The sequence below is a fragment of the uncultured Legionella sp. genome (assembly GCF_937871865.1).
Taxonomy (GTDB): domain Bacteria; phylum Pseudomonadota; class Gammaproteobacteria; order Legionellales; family Legionellaceae; genus Legionella.
Genome location: NZ_CALMPD010000256.1, coordinates 21,523 through 39,340, shown reverse-complemented (window position 1 = coordinate 39,340; position 17,818 = coordinate 21,523). Strand labels below are relative to the sequence as shown.

Genomic DNA, 17,818 nt, shown 5'->3' with positions numbered 1-17,818 from the left:
AATTATTCCTTGGTTGTGTTATCTATAATGATGCAGCAGCGTTCCCCATCAACACCATCTACAGTATAGCGTTCTACTCGGTATTTTTGATGGATCATATCCAATTCAGTATCTGGATAACGTCCTTTCATTGCCAGCCAGATTCCATCTTTGGCAATTAGGTGTTGAGTCCAATGAATCATTTGATCGAGGCTGCTGAATGCCCTACTTGTTACTGTATCAAAACCTTGAGCTGGGTGGTAGTTTTCGACCCGAAATTGTACAATTTCAAGATTTTTTAAATTAAGCTGACGTTTTACTTCGTTTAAAAACCTTATTTTCTTGCCATTACTGTCTAATAAGACAAATTGTTTTTCTGGTTGGGCAATGGCTAATGGAATGCCAGGTAATCCTGGTCCTGTTCCTACATCAAGAATATGGTTTCCTTTGAGCCAGGGTATTATGGCAAGGCTATCCAGTAGATGTTTATTGATCATGGATTCCAGATCACGAACTGCGGTAAGATTATAGGCCGCATTCCATTTTTTCAGCAGAAGCAAATAGTGCATTAATGGAGTGCTAATGGAATTTAATCCAAATTGCGCCAGTCCTTCATTGAGAAGCTGTTCTATTTTTAAATCATCACTCATGCGCTAAGCCGTTGTTTTTTTAAATGAACTAATAATAGGGATAATGCGGCCGGTGTGACTCCTGAAATTCGTCCCGCCTGTGCGATTGACGCTGGTTTTATTTTCGCTAATTTTTGCATCACCTCACTGGAGAGGCCGGTCACCTGGCTGTAATCTAGATGCTCGGGCAGAGCAGTATTCTCATACTTGCGTAACTTCTCAATGTCTTGTTGCTGTCGTTCTATATAGCCGGCATATTTATTTTGAATTTCAATTTGTTCGGTTACATCAACAGGCAAGTCTGGCAAATTTAAATCTTCAAGCATTAATAAGTGTTGGTAATTAATTTCAGGCCGTTTCAGAAATTCAGAAGCACGGTTATCATGCTGCATTGGTTTTTCCAGGACATTTTGCAATGCTTCATTATGTCCTGTTCGCACCCAGGTGTTATGCAATAAAGACTGAGTTGCTTCAATTGATTCCTGTTTCTTAGAAAAAATATTCCAGCGTATATCGCCGACCAAACCTAGCTCGCGCCCTTTAGCCGTTAAACGCAAATCAGCATTATCTTCGCGGAGCAGCAGGCGATACTCTGCCCGAGAGGTAAACATGCGGTAGGGTTCTTGAGTGCCGCAAGTAACCAAATCATCAATGAGCACGCCAATATAGGCTTCATCTCTTCGTGGGCACCATAATTCTTTTTTCTGGACCTGAAGGGCTGCATTCATGCCGGCAATCAGGCCTTGAGCTGCTGCTTCTTCATAACCCGTAGTACCATTTATCTGACCGGCAAAAAATAAATTGGGGATGGCTTTGGTTTGCAGAAATGAAGTTAATCCACGTGGATCAAAGTAATCATATTCTATGGCATAGCCTGGTCGCGTAATATGGGCTTGTTCAAAACCTTTAATGGTTCGTACAAACTGAACTTGAACATCAAAGGGCAGACTGGTTGAAATACCATTGGGGTAGATTTCTTCCGTGGTCAAGCCTTCTGGCTCAACAAATATTTGATGTGATAATTTATCAGCGAAACGAACAATTTTGTCTTCAATAGACGGGCAATAGCGTGGGCCAATACCTTCAATCACCCCTGCGTACATTGGTGATTGGTGCAGATTATTGCGAATAATATCGTGAGTGGCTTCTGTGGTATGGGTTATATGGCAGGGAACCTGCTGGGGGTGATCATCTACTGAGCCAATATAGGAAAAGACGGGCAGCGGCGTATCTCCTGGCTGAACGGTCATTTGACTGTAATCCAAAGAGCGTCTGTCTATGCGGGGAGGAGTTCCAGTTTTTAATCTACCAACAGGAAGTTCCAGATCACGCAGACTGTTGGCCAGAGCGATGGCCGGAGGATCTCCTGCTCGTCCGCCAGCATATTGGCTCATTCCTACATGAATTTTTCCACCTAAAAAAGTGCCTACCGTGAGTACTACGGCACGAGCGTGCATGGTAAAGCCCATTTGGGTCTTTACTCCAGTAACTCTCCCTCCTTCAATCAATAAATCATCAACAGCTTGTTGAAATATAACCAGATTGTCCTGGGATTGTAATTGTTCTCTTATTGCTTCTCGGTAAAGGACGCGATCTGCCTGCGCACGAGTGGCGCGAACCGCAGGCCCCTTGGAGGCATTAAGGATACGAAATTGAATACCTGCTTTATCGGCTGCTTTAGCCATTGCACCATCCAAGGCATCAATTTCTTTAACCAGATGACCTTTACCGATACCACCTATAGCTGGGTTACATGACATTTGGCCAAGCAAGTCCATATTATGTGTTAGTAACAAGGTTTGCATTCCCATGCGGGCTGAAGCGAGTGCTGCTTCAGTGCCTGCATGTCCGCCACCTACTACAATGACATCATAGAGTTTTTCAAGATTCATGTTTGACCATTTATTGTGTAACAAAAAGAGCAATTATACACTTTTTTAGCAATTGTCCCAAGCAAAATCATTTTTTTGCTGGATAAATTATGGTCTTATTTTGATTTTTCTGAACGTCTGTTATGCATATCCTTTGCAAGATCCCGATTCATCATCCTGCAAAGGGTGATCCGGGCTTATATTATCAATATCAGCTGCGTTCGTATCCTTGCTTGTTTTTTCTTCAACTGTGCCGGAAGTTGTATCTCCAGGTTTGAAGAATGTCTGTGTTGCTTTTGCTGTTTTGTTGCTCCAATGATCTGGGTCTTTACAAAAGGCCAAGTATTCTTTTTCATCAAACTCTTTTAAGGCTTCTTTTTCTGGGGTTAATAATTTATTAATTATATAATTGGTTAAAAATGCCAAGCCAATTGACGCACCAATCACTGCAAATCCTACACCTAAAGGCAAAAAGACCAGATTGACGAATATAATAGCCGGAATAAAGGTTTCCAAAATCAACGAACGAACCAAATGGATGCTTTGAAACACTATCATTTGTTGTTGATATTCTGTTTCTGCCATGGTTTTTTTGATCTCGAGGAAGAGCAATTTCTTCTCATTGTCGTCCAGATTGGGGTTCTTCGCTAATAGCTCATGAAATAAAACCAGCTTATTTTTATATTCTTCCCTGGCTTCTTTTTTTGATTCATAAGCTTTATAGATTTCCATGCCTCCTTTGACTGAATTATTAATCACCGTGAATGCAAAGCAGAGTACGGTGCCGGTCACCGCAAAAGCGACTAACAACGGACCCGTAACCGGAAGAAACGGCATGGCTAACATGGCAAACGCTAACATTAATCCGACTGCATAGGCTATATTAGTCGTTAAGGTGATGCCTTGATAATCCCACTCTCTTTGGCATTTCTTTTTGGTTTTTTCCAATGCCTCTAATTGCAAATAAAGCTCTCTTAATCTTTTTTTATCTTCCTCGGTTGCCAGAAGGTTGGACTCAATAGTATTAATCGTTTCTTTTGTCGTTTTTATTTCTTGGTCGAAATTCGCCATTTCTTTCATAAATTGCGTTCTTTGCTCTTCAAAATCCCAAACCGCAAGGCAGATATCAAAGACAAGAAGTCCTAATGTTAAAGCATCTCCCCAAGTACCTAGAGCACCTTTTCCGGTGAGTACGAAATAACAAAGACAATTTCCTGTCGCCCATACAAAATCGTTAAGAAGGGTGAATTTTCTTTGATCCCACTGGGTTAAGAAACGTTCGGTCCAGGGTGTATTGCTTTCTTCCTCACTCATCCAAGGCCCATTAATGGTATGCTTGAGCAATAATGATAAATTAAGGGCTCCTCGGAAATAGTATAATCCCCAGCTCAGTGCGCCAGTGTAAGGATCGGGAGCTCTGACTACGTCGTTTGCTTGCCCCAGATTGAAAAAGTCAGGAGGTAACAAATCCAGAACAGTTTTTAAAAGGCCTCCACCCCAAACCCAATAAAGACGCTTCTCATTAAACCATCCCATGGCCTCTTTAATGGTTTTAGTATGGCCGCTTGCAATAAGTACAATTTTTTCGCCAAACCATAAGGCCAGGTCCAGGAATAAATATTTTTCAATATTACCCTCAGTCAAGTGCCCATATTCAGGCGCCTCCTGAATTTTTTTAGCTTTACATGCGTTTTGATAATTCAGGGCATCGATCAATTGCTGACATTTCTCAATGCTGCTGTCATAGGATTCCAGGTTTTCCGTTTTCTGATGGGTTTGTTCATGTCTTTTTTGCGCAAGTAACAGTAAATAGGTTACTTGCAATTCACGCAGAAGCGCATCTTTTTGCTCCTGACTCATGAACGCAAACAGTACTTTGTCAGTATCTTCCAATACACCAAGGTAATAGGTGAGGGGAGTTAAAAAATCGACGCTTCCCTGCTGTTTTCGACGGACAATAAGATCATCAACCATTTTGTTACGGCGCAGCTCATCCATCTTATCCATATCTACTGTTTGAAGGTAAGATTCTACAATTAAGCTGCCTGTTGCCATAACATCACCCCTTGATTATGTTTATGAGTTTTTGGTGATCACCTTTTAATTATACTAAAAAAAAGCATAAGTGTTCTTTTTTATAACATAGCATGTATTTTAAAAACAAGGATAATGTTCATGGATTTACATTATTGATACTAAATTTTGCATAAATTAGCTAAATTATTACCAATGAAAATCCTGAAATGGGTATTATGGGATAAAATAAAAATTTTATAAGGACTACAGATATTCAGGATGGAACAATACAGTTCCTCTCATTACAGAACAGGCCAATGAGAGGAATTAGTCAAAAGCATTTCAAACGGGTACTGGCTCAAGCCCTGTTCTTGCGTAAATATCATCGAAACGTTTAATATCGTCTTCGCCTAAATAAGAACCACTTTGTACTTCAATGACATAAAGAGGAGTAGTTCCCGGATTACTCAATCGATGCAGTGTATTTTGTGGGATATAGGTGGATTGATTGACGGACAGCAGGATTTTTTGCGTGCCGTTGATGACTTCTGCTTCGCCACCAACAATAACCCAGTGTTCCGCTCGGTGCTGATGTGTTTGTAATGATATTTTTGCTCCGGGTTTAACCATAAGGCGCTTTACCTTAAATGCACCACCTTCGGCCAATATTTCATAATAGCCCCATGGCCTGGGAACCCGTTGGTGATCCTGAGTCAGATGGTGATGGTCTTTGCGTAATGAGTTAACCAATTCTTTCACTTGTTGCGAATATTGTTTATCGGCAACTAAAACGGCATCACTGGTTGCAACAATAATCTGATTTTGAATTCCCACCGTCGTTACAAGTAGGTTTTCACTATTGATTAAGCAGTTATGGCTGTCTTGAGCGATGACTTTCCCGGTAATTGTATTTCCATGTTCATCTTGTTCGTTCGCATCTGCAACAGCAGTCCAGCAGCCAAGGTCACTCCATTGCATGGCGACTGGAATTACCACTGCCTTCTTGGTTTTTTCCATTATGGCATAGTCAATTGATTCTTCTTTGCATTGCGAAAAAGCATCCAGATCAAGCCTTAAAAAATCATGATGTTGTTGCGCTGCGATTAGAGCCTGATTGCTCAAATGATGCATGGCAGGTTCAAATTTATTTAACTCATCCAGATAGGTACCGGCAGTACAGACAAACATACCGCTATTCCAGAAATAATTCCCATCGGCTATAAATTCTGCGGCAGTACGAACATCCGGTTTTTCTCTAAAGCTTGATACCTCTTTTACGTGTTTATTTAATTCGGAACCTGCTTCTATATAGCCATACCCTGTTTTAGGACTGTCGGGTGCGATGCCAAAGGTAACGATTGCTTTGTATTCCTGAGCAAACTGAGCGCCAGCAAGCATGGCCTCACTCCAGGCCTTATCATCAGCTATCCAGTGATCTGAGGGCAGTACTAACATCACGGCATCTTCCCCGGCAATCTGAGCCAGGTGGTGCGCTGCGCAGGCAATCGCCGGAGCGGTATTGCGGACACAGGGTTCCAGCAAATAAGTGGTTTGGGCAGCAAAGTCCTGTAATTGCTCCTGGCAAAGAAAATAATGCGCGTCATTGCTCACGATAATCGAATGCCGGTTTTGGAGGCTTTGAGCACGTTTCATTGTTTGTTGCAGCAAGGACAGCTCGCCGTTTAATGCCAGGAATTGTTTAGGGAAGTTCTGGCGCGATAATGGCCATAAGCGGGTGCCAGAGCCTCCGGCAAGAATTACAGGAAAAAGATTAGTCGTCATCACATTCCAAGTTGTGGCATAATTGGGCAGCATTTTAACAGAGTTTTTTAATAGCAGGCAATGCTCTAAATCAATGAGGCAAAAAATTATGAAAAAGGCGGTAGTGTTACTTTCTGGCGGATTAGACTCTACTACTTGTCTGGCTCTTGCCAAAGCAAAAGGATTTAGCTGTTATGCCTTGAGTTTTTCTTATGGACAAAGACACTCTGCTGAACTTCTCGCCGCAGCGAGAATCGCAGCCCATTTTGAAGTGGCTGACCACAAAATAATAACTCTGGATTCACAATTGTTTACTGGCTCTGCTTTGACTGATGAGCGTATTGACGTCCCTTATTTTCAGGGGAGTTCATCAATACCGGTTACTTATGTGCCTGCTCGTAATACGGTTTTTTTGTCTATGGCTTTAAGTTTTGCTGAGTCCATCGGAGCCAGGGACATCTACATCGGTGCCAGTTCGGTTGATTTTTCTCATTATCCTGATTGCCGGCCAGAGTTTATTGAGGCTTTTCAAACTATGGCCAATCTGGCAACCAAAGCTGGACTTGAAGGGGATGTCTTTCACATTAATGCTCCTTTGCAGCATTTAAGCAAAATTGAAACCATTCAACTGGGGGTTCAATTGGGAGTTGACTATCGTTTGACGGTCTCCTGTTATCAGGCTAACCAAAATGGAGAGGCGTGTGGAACTTGTGATAGCTGTACTTTTAGAAAGCGTGGCTTTGCTGGGGCCGGAATAGACGATCCTACCGCATACCAAAATTCTGTTCATAAATGATTCATTTAGATGGGAAAAATGATATAATCTGAAAAATTTTGCCTTGAGGTCTGGTTATGTGGGTTATGGTAAAGGAGTGGTTTAATCGAAATAAAGGGTATTTGGCGATGCTTTTTCTTTCTTCTTTAGCTATAGGAGCTGGTGTGGCGGCTTTAAGTGCCACATATCCTGCCGTTTTGTCAGCGTTTGTTGGCCTGACCCTTTACGGTGTTGCCCCACTGGCTTTTTTGACTTCGCTGAGTATTCCCTTAGCCGTTTTTACTTTGGGGGTTATCATGGCGGGCGCCAGTTTTGTCTTGTTGTCAGCAAGCCTCGCGTCAATGAAACAATTGATCACTATTGGCAGCCATGTGTATCCTCTTTTGGTCAAGGAAGAGGACGTGGACATAAAGCCTTTATCTGAAGCCTCGTACGATATTTTTAAAAATCATTTAAAGCTACAGACTCCTGAGCATTTTGATGATGTAGATGCTGAAGAGTTTCATGAATTGAGTTCTGACTGCTCTGATGAAGAACAACCACGACCAATCCCTTTAATCTGTCCAGAGGTAACAGGAGCTATCGAGCTCGAAATAGCAACCAACTCTATGTCATTTCGCTAAGGTGGAGAGATTCCAATACCACCTTTGGTTCTGAAGTTTCGCATGCTGTCGACCGATCGCGGTACGTAATTTTACCGCATTTATTGAGATGTGACTAAAAGGAAAATTATTTTAATATCGGTGCAAAATCACCCCACATTATTTTACACTTCTGATACAATGTCTTGCGCATTTTTGGTTCACTTTTAACAACGTCGTTGCTACAATCCGCCTCGATTTATAACCCATTGGAGTAATGACATGATGTTTAAAGACTTTGCAAAAGGTGTGTTTTATCTGCCTGCATATGCTGTTTCCGGTATCAGTGCCTTATTGTTAGGTGCCACTTACCTTGACCAGGAAGGAGAGAAACAGAATTTCCGTGGTATTTTTGGTTTGGCTGTTGATGCCGTTCGATTTGTTGGCAACTTTATTCTTGACGCAACCAAATTTGTTGCACGAGGAATTACGAACTTTATCACAAACCATCAGAAAGCTATTGCCGTTGCATTTTGGTCATCCCTTGTTCTTGCCGGCGCTGCTGCTCTAACCGTCGCATTCTGGCCTGCCGCCTTGGCTGCGGTTACTGAGTTTACTGTAGCCGGTGTTTCAATTGCTTCTCTCGTAGGAACAGGCTATCTGGCTCAGGTGGGTGCAGTTGCTGCTGCTGCAACTGTTGCTACTAGTGCTGTTGTTTATGTTGGCGCTGCTGTTATTAATACATTTACTGCTATCGGGGCGTTCTTTTCTGGTCGTAAAAAGGGTAGTCCATCTGATTTTGAAAAATCAGGAGAGGAAAACCGTACCAAGCTGGATGGCCAATCACGTCGTAACCCCCTATTTGACTTAAATGCCAAGCCAGGCAACACTTCAGGTTTGAATCGTATGAATAGATCAGGTACTTCTTCTGAATCATCTTCAGAGTCTTCTGCTGAAGATACGCAGCCAGTCTATTCTGCTGCTTTATTCCGTAAAGCTCCTGTTAACTTAGAAGCCGTTGGCAAATCAGCTAGTGATGAGCTAGATTCAACCGTAAATGTGACTGCAATGAACGGCACTGGATTTTAAATTAGATTCTATCTAATAATTGGAGACGCGGCTTAGGTCGCGTTTTTTATTCCTCGCCCCACCGTTTAACCAATCCGCTCTCCAAATCAAATAAATCAAGTACCCTTCCTACAGTCTCATCAACCAGATCCGCTATGCTTTGCGGTTTTGTATAAAATGCCGGTACTGGCGGACAAATAATGCCCCCCATTTGGGTAATACTGACCATGTTGTTCAGATGCCCTAAGTGTAATGGGGTTTCGCGCGGCATCAGCACCAGCTTGCGCCGTTCTTTCAACACCACATCAGCCGCTCGGGTGAGCAGGGTGCTGCTGATGCCGTGAGCAATTTCTCCCAGGGTTTTCATGGAGCAAGGGGCGATGATCATGCCTAAGGTTTTAAACGAGCCACTGGCAATGCTGGCACTGATGTTGGTGCAAGGATGATATACATCGGCCAATGCTTTTAACTCGGCGGCACTTAGCTCCGTTTCATAAGCGCGGGTTAATTGTCCTGCTTTGCTGACCACCAAATGGGTTTCAATAGGTAAGTTTTTTAATATCTGTAATAGCCTGATGCCATAGATAATACCTGATGAGCCACTGATGCCTATAATAAGCCGTGGATTATTGGTCATTGTAGTTCACTATCTGAAGTAATTAATTTGATATTAGCAAATTATAAACAATAAAACCTGTCTCAAGCGAGACGTATTGTCAGCCTGCTTCCTATTTTTATTAACGCTGCCTTATATGTTTACAGCATTTAGTTTCTCTTTGCGTTATAATTAGCCGTTTTAAATTTGAGAGTATTCTATATCTATGTCGACACAACGCAAAATGCTGGTGACCAGCGCTCTTCCCTATGCTAATGGACATTTACATCTTGGACATTTGGTGGAACACATACAGACAGATATATGGGTACGTACCCATAAAATGTTGGGAATTGAATGCATCAGTGTGTGTGGTGACGATGCTCACGGTACCCCTATTATGCTTAAAGCAGAGCAGATGGGTATTACTCCTGAAGAGTTGACTGCCGAAATCAAATTAAGTCATGAAAATGATTTTAAGGCCTTTGCCATTGATTATGATTGCTATCATACAACTCATTCACCAGAAAATCAGGCCCTGGCTTCTGCTATCTATGAACAGCTGCAAGCTGGTGGCGATATTGTCAAAAAAACAATTCGTCAGGCTTTTGATCCTGAGAAAAAAATGTTCCTGCCCGATCGTTACGTAAAGGGGACCTGTCCTAAGTGCAGCGCTAAAGATCAATATGGCGATAATTGTGAAGTCTGCGGTGCGACCTATGCCCCTACTGATTTAATCGATCCTGTGTCTGCTATATCTGGCGCCAGACCTATAGAAAAGGATTCGGAACATTATTTTTTTGATTTACCTAAATATGAATCATTGTTGAAAGAATGGACCAAAAATGGTCATTTACAAACAGAGGTAGCTAATAAGCTGGATGAATGGTTTGACGCGGGATTAAAGCAATGGGATATTTCGCGTGATGCTCCTTATTTTGGTTTTCCTATACCAGGAGCCCAAGATAAATATTTTTATGTTTGGCTTGATGCGCCAATAGGGTATATGGCCAGCTTTAAAAAATATTGTGATGAACATGGTGTTGATTTTACCGAGTTTTGGAATAAAGAGTCCCAAACTGAACTTTATCATTTTGTTGGTAAAGACATCGTTTATTTTCATGCCTTGTTTTGGCCTGCGTTGTTGGCTGCCAGTGGCCATAGAATGCCAACGGCAGTGTTTACCCACGGATTTTTAACCGTTGATGGACAAAAAATGTCAAAATCACGTGGAACCTTTTTGGAAGCACGTACTTACCTTGCTCATCTCAATCCCGAATACCTGCGTTATTACTTTGCTGCAAAATTAAATGGACGGGTGGATGATCTGGATCTGAATTTTGACGATTTTACCAATAGAGTCAATGCCGACTTGGTAGGCAAAGTGGTTAACATTGCCAGCCGCTGTGCAGGATTTATCAACAAACGCTTTGATAATCAATTAAGCGATTCTTTATCTGAGCCACAATTGTATGCGGATATATCCGGTGCCAGGGATGCGGTGATTGAGTCATTTGTTGCCCGGGACTATGCACGTGCCGTCCGACAAATTATGGAGTGTGCGGATAAAGTAAATCAGTACATTGATGCTAATAAACCCTGGGTCTTAGCGAAGGAAGCCGATCGTTTGCCTGAGGTTCATGCTATTTGCACCATGGGGATTAATCTATTTCGTATTTTAATGACTTACTTAAAACCGATTTTGCCACAGATGGCACAGGCTGCAGAACACTTTTTAAATTGTGAGCCGCTGACTTGGGAGTCTATCAATAATCCGTTGCTGAATCACAAGATTAGTGCATTTCAACCCTTAATGGTGCGAGTAGAAAAAGAAAAAATTGATGCAATGTTTGCCCAGACTAAGGAAGATGTAATGACAACGGTTGTAGAAAAGGAACCAGTAGCTGACGAAGGCACGATAAGTATTGATGAGTTTGCAAAAGTAGATTTACGAATCGCAAAGATAGTTGCGGCAGAACCAGTGGAAGGCGCTGACAAATTATTGCGCTTAAGCCTTGATTTAGGCGATGCAAAAAAACAGGTCTTTGCCGGAATCAAAAGTGCATATGCTCCTGCAGATTTAGTGGGACGATTAACCGTAATGGTTGCTAATTTGGCTCCACGCACCATGCGATTTGGCGTCTCGGAAGGTATGGTTCTGGCTGCTGGTGATGGTAAAGGGATTTTCTTATTGCAACCTGATGCAGGAGCACTTCCAGGCATGAAGGTGAAGTAATGGCAACAGTAAAAGAGGTGGATGCACTGCTACCGCAAACGCAATGCGGTGAGTGCAGTTATCCCGGATGTATGCCTTATGCCGAGGCTTTGGTGCAAGGCACTGCTTTAATCAATAAATGTCCTCCTGGAGGGATTGCCACGGTCAAATCACTAGGCGCTTTGCTGAGGATAGATCCAGCACCGTATTTGGATGGGGCACGGGAACAAATGCGTCAACCTTCGGTTGCGGTAATCCGGGAGGCAGAATGTATTGGGTGTACCAAATGCATTAAAGCCTGTCCGGTTGATGCAATTATCGGTAGCGGCAAATTGATGCATGCTGTGATTACTCACGAGTGCACCGGGTGTGGATTATGTGTAGAACCATGTCCTGTGGATTGTATTGACATGGTGTCTTTAACTGATTCGCAATATGACCAGGATCTGGCTCGTACCCGATTTAATGCCAAGCAAGCTCGTTTGTTGCGGGAAGAACATGAACAGCAACAAAATTATAGAGAAAAACGTCAGTTGGCGATGCAATCTCAAGATCACGTTGAAGACTTACGAGCAAAACAGGATTATATTCAACAAGCATTGGCTCGAGTAAAAGCGAAAAAAAGTACATGAACAAGCAAAAGCGTCGTGAGATTTTTGAGCGGTTTCGCCAGCAAAATCCTCATCCCACCACTGAATTGAATTACAGTTCTGATTTTGAATTATTAATTGCAGTAATTCTCTCGGCGCAAGCAACTGATGTGAGTGTGAATAAAGCGACTGAACATTTATATGCTGTAGCGAATACACCTCAAGCCATTCTTGACTTAGGGCTGGATCAATTAAAAAATTACATCAAAACTATAGGGCTCTATAACAGCAAAGCCCAGAATGTGATTAAAACCTGTGAATTACTGGTTAAACTCTATAATGGAGAAGTCCCCAACCAGCGCGAAGCATTAGAGTCCTTGCCGGGCGTAGGCCGTAAGACGGCAAATGTAGTGCTTAATACCGCTTTTGGATATCCAACTATGGCCGTAGATACTCATATTTTTCGCGTATCGAACCGAATAGGCTTTGCAAAGGGAAAAACTCCCTTGGCTGTTGAGATGGAGCTATTAAAAAATATTGAACCTGAGTTCTTACAAGATGCACACCACTGGCTTATTTTACATGGACGTTACGTCTGTACGGCTCGTAATCCTCATTGCAGTACCTGTCTGATTCGCGATCTGTGCGAATATAAAAATAAAAATTTATAAATCATTCAGCCTCAAGATACTGGTCAATTTATCGGGTGTTACTGATTGTTAATAAAATATATTTTATATTCTCGCTAAAAAAATTTTAGAGACGCTTCACTGTTCTCAACAGCAGTTTTTTTTTAAAATTGGCTGAATAAAGCCTATTAAAACCTCTGGTATTTCTATTTTTTTACCCCTAGAATGAATTTCCGCTGTTGCAAGGAGAGCATTATGAGCTGGTGGTCATCGGTTGTTGATGGATTTACATCTGTTGGTACGAAAATAAGTAATGGAGTCAAATGGGCTTGGAGCAATGCTTCCCTGTCCAGCATCACTGTAGGGGCAGTTACTTACACCGCAAATACAGCGTTCCAGGTTCTGGAACAAGGTCTCGCCTTACGCAAAGCTGTCCCTACTTTAATCAATAATGCTTCTGCCCGGAAAATTGTCAATGGAATGGGCTATATCCTGGTAAACGGAGTGATTCCCATAGTCGCATTAAACTATGCTAATAATAGTGTCCAGACTTACTTTCGAGAAGGCCATGAAGCTGACGAATGGTATGCGCCGTATTCCATTTTTTTAGGTACTTTATCTCTGGTCGGTTATGGTGTGCAAGCCTATACCATGCGCCAAGGAGCGCAGACCCTTGTTCAAATTACTGTTCTGAATTCAGTGGGGCCTGCAGCATTTAATTCAAACAAACTCGTGCTTCCTCCTTCTTTATGTAAGGAGCAGAAGTGCAATTTTAAGCGCCAGATGAAAGGCGATGGGCGAGCCCCGATTATCCTTGCTGCTAATGATGGGGCTGCTGCTTTGATTAGTTTAATTCCTTATGGAGGGGAGGCAACTGCCTCTGTTCTACGGATTTTTTTCAATGGCCGTTATATTACTCGCTCAGTCACTCCGGAGCGATGTGAACGTCACAAGGCAATGATGTCGGAGTCTGTTCTGGCTTTAGGTTTAACTTATGAAGCGTCAAGCATGCTCATGGATTATGTGCTTGAATCTACTGTTGGCATGCCGCCATTCCTCTATTACAGAACGATGAAATATTTACTGTTGTTATTGCATATGAATGTTGCTGCGCATATGAGCATTCCTTTAGTTGAGGACAAAGATGCGACGTTACCATTTGATCCTTTAAATGCTTATGAACGTGTCTGCCGCTTCATTGCTGATGTTATTTTTGCCGGAGTTATGAAACGAGTGCCTATTGATTTTAAACCAGATAAGGATGCTCCTCCTTTGATCCCCTTATCTCCTGCGTTAAGATACGGCAGCCGTCTATTGAATAGTGATCTGGAAACGGTAAAAAAAGTGTTCCCGGGATTAGTTAAACAGTCATTAATTACAGCACGTGAATGGATTGTACCTCCTATTTTCCAGGCCAATGGTTTGGTTAATGATCCGGTTATTGCCATGTATTGGCCTGATATCCAGAAAGGAAGCTTATATGCCGTAGAAACTTTATTGTCCTACCGGGAAAGCAAGACGAAAACAACGTTGGACTGGATCCCGCCCAAAGGGGTTGCTTTAGCCATCAATCTCAAATTTGGTGTACCCAAAAAATTAACTCAATTTCTCATCATGTTAAGTAAAGAGGAGGATTTTTGGGATTTCTTAAGTTCATTAAAGCACTGGTTGCAACGAAATAAAGTGAAAACGATAGTTGAATTAAGTTCTACCCCACATCTGACTTTGTTGGGAGCTAAATCTCTTGTTACTCTTTTGCCTGAGGAACGCGATAATACTCCAAGCCTTCCGGCAAATCGCTTGGTTTCAGCAAGAGTACAGCCTCTGGCCTTGCTTGGTAGTGAGAAACAAACGGCACTTATTCCATCGTCCAGTGAAGAGTCGCCTACTCTTTCGGCAGAACAATTGATGTCAGCCAGAGCACATCAGCTGGGTTTTTTTGGTAATAAAAGACCAGAGCCTGTTCTTAACTACAGTGATAAAACACCGCATCCTGATGAGGCTCCATTAAGTGCAACAAAACACGAAGTAGCCAGCGCGTCGGTATTAAGGCCTGTACAGAAAGAAACGAACACCATTCATGCTTCTAATTTATTTACTACCAGACGCCGCGTGGTAACTCTTCCTGATACCGAGCCTAGCTCCGGGATACAAGCCACATTAAATGCATCTCAGTAAAAACATCTTAAATGCAGAGTGCTCCAAAAGCACTCTGCCTCGGTTACTGTGAACAAATTTTGTTTATCGCATAAAATCCTACACTAGATTGCTTCACTTTGTTCGCAACGACGACTTATTTGCAACGAATTAAACTTTTGCTAACAGAACCTAGTATAATTTTTTTCGTTTGAAATAGTACAACATGAACACTGCCAGAAACGCCATCCCTGTCATTACTGTTGGATAGCCATAGCGCCATCCTAGTTCAGGCATGTATTCGAAATTCATACCGTAGATACCAACAATAAAAGTTAAAGGGATAAAGATACTGGCAAACATCGTAAGAATTTTCATGGTTTCATTCATGCGGTTGTTAATCGTTGAGAGATAAATGTCCAACATGCTGGAGGACATTTCACGATGTAAATCAATAGATTCAACTAACCGAATACAATGATCGTACAAATCACGAAAATAAAGATTGTAACGATCGTTAATCAGGCCACCGTCATCTTTTAATAACAGATGTACTATGTCGCGCAATGGAGCTATGGTTTTTCTTAAGGTGATTGTACGTCTTTTCGTTGTATATAATGTTTGTAGTTCTATCGTTTCTGGTTTATTGATTAATTGATCTTCTACGCTTTCCAGCAAGTTACCAGTTTCTTCTACAAAATTAAAATAATCATCGACGATATAATCCATTAAAAGATAGGTCAGATAATCACTGCCGTGTTCACGTACCAGTGAATGCTCGGCACTCAGGCGTTTATATAAGGAGGATAAATCGTAACTTTCTGATTCTCTGAACGTTATTAATAAATTTTGCTTTATTATTAAGCTGAACTGTTCTGTTGAGTAGGTTAATTGATCCATTCGAGTTTCTAGTAATTTAAACACCACAAAAAGATAATCATCAATGATATCAAGTTTGGGTCTTTGTCTGGTGTTGAGCAAATCTTCAATTACCAGTGGATGTATTTTATACTCATTACATATCCTGGTGATTTTTTTACTGTCTTCAAGACCTGCTACGTCAATCCAGACATGCTTTCCATCAAGCAATGCACTGTTTATTTTTTCTATCTGGAGTTGGTTTATCTTTTCATAACTGTGGGTGTCATAAATATGAATGATGATCTGAGTTGGTTTGGGTGGATTCTCTCCTACGTACACAGCGGTGCCTGGCAATAATCCGGTTTTTGATGATGAATGTTTTTTATGCTTGCTCATGTCATGCTCGCTATTAATGATTTGGTCACGGTTTTGCTTGGGCAAGGAACTAGCTTAGCAGGAATTTCTGGTTGGAGTCGACCATCATAACTTGATAAGAAATCACTTATTTAGTTCGCTTGCCAATACAAAGATAATGGTGTTATATTCGCGAGCTGACTAGCTTAATAAAGCCCACTCAGGTTTATCAATCCTATGATATTTGAGCTGTAAAAATGGATTAGGAGTATTCTACAAGGATTTGTATTTCACGAATTTGAGTCAAAATGTAACCAGATCCTGAATACGTGCGGTCAATTTGGAGCGTTCACATGGGATCACCTCTCATAATATGGAAAAAATGGAAAATTGCTTGATTCATATAAATCAATCCAGGTCCTCTCAACAAACACCGTGGTTTTTATTTCTGTCCGTTGGCATGATTACCAGTCTGATTTTATTGATTAATGTATCGTTTAAAGTAATAACCTTCCAAGGCCTGGTCTTTGCCACCAGCAGTTTGCTATGCCCATTAATAACAGGGCTTTATTTACTGGCGCTAAGAAATTGTACCTTTAGGGAGCAACGGCACTTACTTAATATCTCTTTAGTGACGCTTTATATTTATTGTATCGGTGTTTATGTGCTGGTCAATCTGCCGGCAGCGGAATTCATGCATGATAATCCCGTGTATCAAATTGTATTTGAAGACATCCCCAAAAAATTTTTTGCTACTACGATTTCTTTCTGTCTAAGCTTTTATTTGCCGCATCAGCTGTTTTGTACCCGAACTACTCATGTTTTGTCTTCCCCTAAACAGTGTGTCATTTTGGCATTATTTGGGGGAGTCGGATTCTTTTCCATCGATTTTTATCTGTTATTTTCAGCACCTCATGCTCATAGTTTTAGACAAGTATTTATTGATTCTTTGATGATTGCCTCTTTATTGTTACTGGTTTTTGGCGTGAGTTATTTGTCCTTTTTACTCTATAATAAACATCAGTTACTCATGGTGCCAAGAGAACAGCATGAGGATACGGGCTCGCTTATTTACCACTGTCTCCTTTGTTTGGCTATTGCAGTCATATTAATGTGTCTGGCTTGTGAATATCGCATTGTTGCATTTACCAAAGACAGTATCCTGGCTGCTAGTTGTATTTTTTTTCCTGTAACGATGATCATCAGCGCCGTCATTGGCGAATTATGGGGGTACAAAGCAAACTTGCAGTTGGCTGTTGCTTTAATCGCAGCTCAATTGATTTTTGACACCTTGCTCATGGGAGTTGTGGCTTTGCCATCTCCTTCATTTTATAATTTAAATCCGTTTTATTACTATATATTACCGAGAGGGTTGCCTGCGGCGACTTTGTCTTTGTGTGTTACCTTTTTCACTAATGCCATGCTGTTACATTATCTAAAATATCTGAAGTGGGGGTTAAATCGCTCCTGTCGTGTATTGATTGCCAGTATCAGTGCGAGTTCTCTTTTATGTTTGGTTGATTACAGTTTATTGTTTGGAGGGATCTATCCTTATGAACAAATACTCAATCTGGCTCTAAATGTTTGGCAATATAAATTGCTAATGTGCTTTGTTTCGTTACCTATTATTTTGGGGCTGTGTACCCGGTTGCAGAAAAATTATGCATTGGTATTGCCTGAACGAATACGTCTGCAATAGGTCGCGATCAAGAATTTTGCCATTAGAGACATCGCCATGAAGTAAAGAAAAGTAGGTCA

14 protein-coding genes are annotated in these 17,818 nt (G+C 41.5%); 8 read left to right on the top strand and 6 right to left on the bottom strand.

Annotation, left to right across the window (positions count from 1 at the left end; translation table 11 throughout):
* Positions 1–2 precede the first annotated feature (2 nt).
* The 4 genes from rsmG to Q0495_RS13915 all read right to left on the bottom strand — a co-directional run bounded on the left by rsmG (position 3) and on the right by Q0495_RS13915 (position 6,277).
* On the bottom strand, positions 3–629 hold the full coding sequence (gene rsmG / locus Q0495_RS13930) for a 16S rRNA (guanine(527)-N(7))-methyltransferase RsmG (RefSeq protein ID WP_298627369.1): 627 nt from the start codon (positions 627–629) through the stop codon (positions 3–5).
* Positions 626–2,500: a tRNA uridine-5-carboxymethylaminomethyl(34) synthesis enzyme MnmG gene (gene mnmG / locus Q0495_RS13925; protein WP_298627367.1), complete on the bottom strand. Its 1,875-nt coding sequence runs from the start codon at positions 2,498–2,500 to the stop codon at positions 626–628. The genes rsmG and mnmG overlap by 4 nt, the downstream gene beginning before the upstream one ends.
* A 120-nt stretch (positions 2,501–2,620) precedes the next feature.
* Positions 2,621–4,534: a hypothetical protein gene (locus Q0495_RS13920; RefSeq protein WP_298627365.1), complete on the bottom strand. Its 1,914-nt coding sequence runs from the start codon at positions 4,532–4,534 to the stop codon at positions 2,621–2,623.
* A gap of 303 nt (positions 4,535–4,837) precedes the next feature.
* Positions 4,838–6,277, bottom strand: a complete 1,440-nt coding sequence (locus Q0495_RS13915; RefSeq protein ID WP_298627363.1) for a mannose-1-phosphate guanylyltransferase/mannose-6-phosphate isomerase — start codon at positions 6,275–6,277, stop codon at positions 4,838–4,840.
* Between the two features lie 88 nt (positions 6,278–6,365).
* Between Q0495_RS13915 and queC the strand changes: the two genes are divergently transcribed.
* The 3 genes from queC to Q0495_RS13900 all read left to right on the top strand — a co-directional run bounded on the left by queC (position 6,366) and on the right by Q0495_RS13900 (position 8,701).
* On the top strand, positions 6,366–7,052 hold the full coding sequence (queC, locus tag Q0495_RS13910) for a 7-cyano-7-deazaguanine synthase QueC (RefSeq protein WP_298627361.1): 687 nt from the start codon (positions 6,366–6,368) through the stop codon (positions 7,050–7,052).
* A gap of 56 nt (positions 7,053–7,108) precedes the next feature.
* Entirely contained in the window at positions 7,109–7,654 is a 546-nt protein-coding gene (locus tag Q0495_RS13905) for a hypothetical protein (protein WP_298627359.1), read from the top strand.
* Between the two features lie 240 nt (positions 7,655–7,894).
* Complete coding sequence (locus tag Q0495_RS13900; protein WP_298627357.1) at positions 7,895–8,701, top strand: hypothetical protein; 807 nt, start codon at positions 7,895–7,897, stop codon at positions 8,699–8,701.
* 46 nt (positions 8,702–8,747) lie between these two features.
* Here the strand turns inward: Q0495_RS13900 and Q0495_RS13895 are convergent, their stop codons facing one another.
* Positions 8,748–9,317 carry a UbiX family flavin prenyltransferase gene (locus Q0495_RS13895; protein ID WP_298627355.1) on the bottom strand — a complete coding sequence of 190 codons (570 nt, stop codon included), beginning with the start codon at positions 9,315–9,317 and terminating at the stop codon, positions 8,748–8,750.
* A 184-nt stretch (positions 9,318–9,501) separates the two neighbouring features.
* Here Q0495_RS13895 and metG point away from each other — a divergent pair, with 184 nt between their 5' ends.
* The 4 genes from metG (at position 9,502) to Q0495_RS13875 (ending at position 14,887) form a co-directional block, all read left to right on the top strand.
* Positions 9,502–11,511 carry a methionine--tRNA ligase gene (gene metG, locus Q0495_RS13890; protein ID WP_298627353.1) on the top strand — a complete coding sequence of 670 codons (2,010 nt, stop codon included), beginning with the start codon at positions 9,502–9,504 and terminating at the stop codon, positions 11,509–11,511.
* Positions 11,511–12,122: an RnfABCDGE type electron transport complex subunit B gene (locus Q0495_RS13885; RefSeq protein ID WP_298627351.1), complete on the top strand. Its 612-nt coding sequence runs from the start codon at positions 11,511–11,513 to the stop codon at positions 12,120–12,122. The genes metG and Q0495_RS13885 overlap by 1 nt, the downstream gene beginning before the upstream one ends.
* Positions 12,119–12,751, top strand: a complete 633-nt coding sequence (nth, locus tag Q0495_RS13880; RefSeq protein ID WP_298627349.1) for an endonuclease III — start codon at positions 12,119–12,121, stop codon at positions 12,749–12,751. Before Q0495_RS13885 ends, nth begins: the two co-directional genes overlap by 4 nt.
* A 213-nt stretch (positions 12,752–12,964) precedes the next feature.
* Entirely contained in the window at positions 12,965–14,887 is a 1,923-nt protein-coding gene (locus Q0495_RS13875) for a hypothetical protein (RefSeq protein WP_298627347.1), read from the top strand.
* 150 nt (positions 14,888–15,037) lie between these two features.
* On the opposite strand, the gene corA is transcribed toward Q0495_RS13875, so the two are convergent.
* Complete coding sequence (corA, locus tag Q0495_RS13870; RefSeq protein ID WP_298627345.1) at positions 15,038–16,102, bottom strand: magnesium/cobalt transporter CorA; 1,065 nt, start codon at positions 16,100–16,102, stop codon at positions 15,038–15,040.
* Between the two features lie 361 nt (positions 16,103–16,463).
* Between corA and Q0495_RS13865 the strand changes: the two genes are divergently transcribed.
* Complete coding sequence (locus Q0495_RS13865; RefSeq protein WP_298627395.1) at positions 16,464–17,759, top strand: VUT family protein; 1,296 nt, start codon at positions 16,464–16,466, stop codon at positions 17,757–17,759.
* Positions 17,760–17,818 lie beyond the last annotated feature (59 nt).

Coding starts and splice junctions, on each gene's coding strand:
- Q0495_RS13885 (WP_298627351.1), top strand. CDS start 11,511: ATGGCAACAGTAAAAGAGGTGGATGCACTGCTACCGCAAACGCAATGC.
- Q0495_RS13875 (WP_298627347.1), top strand. CDS start 12,965: ATGAGCTGGTGGTCATCGGTTGTTGATGGATTTACATCTGTTGGTACG.
- Q0495_RS13900 (WP_298627357.1), top strand. CDS start 7,895: ATGATGTTTAAAGACTTTGCAAAAGGTGTGTTTTATCTGCCTGCATAT.
- metG (WP_298627353.1), top strand. CDS start 9,502: ATGTCGACACAACGCAAAATGCTGGTGACCAGCGCTCTTCCCTATGCT.
- Q0495_RS13905 (WP_298627359.1), top strand. CDS start 7,109: ATGTGGGTTATGGTAAAGGAGTGGTTTAATCGAAATAAAGGGTATTTG.
- queC (WP_298627361.1), top strand. CDS start 6,366: ATGAAAAAGGCGGTAGTGTTACTTTCTGGCGGATTAGACTCTACTACT.
- Q0495_RS13920 (WP_298627365.1), bottom strand. CDS start 4,534: ATGGCAACAGGCAGCTTAATTGTAGAATCTTACCTTCAAACAGTAGAT.
- nth (WP_298627349.1), top strand. CDS start 12,119: ATGAACAAGCAAAAGCGTCGTGAGATTTTTGAGCGGTTTCGCCAGCAA.
- mnmG (WP_298627367.1), bottom strand. CDS start 2,500: ATGAATCTTGAAAAACTCTATGATGTCATTGTAGTAGGTGGCGGACAT.
- Q0495_RS13895 (WP_298627355.1), bottom strand. CDS start 9,317: ATGACCAATAATCCACGGCTTATTATAGGCATCAGTGGCTCATCAGGT.
- corA (WP_298627345.1), bottom strand. CDS start 16,102: ATGAGCAAGCATAAAAAACATTCATCATCAAAAACCGGATTATTGCCA.
- rsmG (WP_298627369.1), bottom strand. CDS start 629: ATGAGTGATGATTTAAAAATAGAACAGCTTCTCAATGAAGGACTGGCG.
- Q0495_RS13915 (WP_298627363.1), bottom strand. CDS start 6,277: ATGACGACTAATCTTTTTCCTGTAATTCTTGCCGGAGGCTCTGGCACC.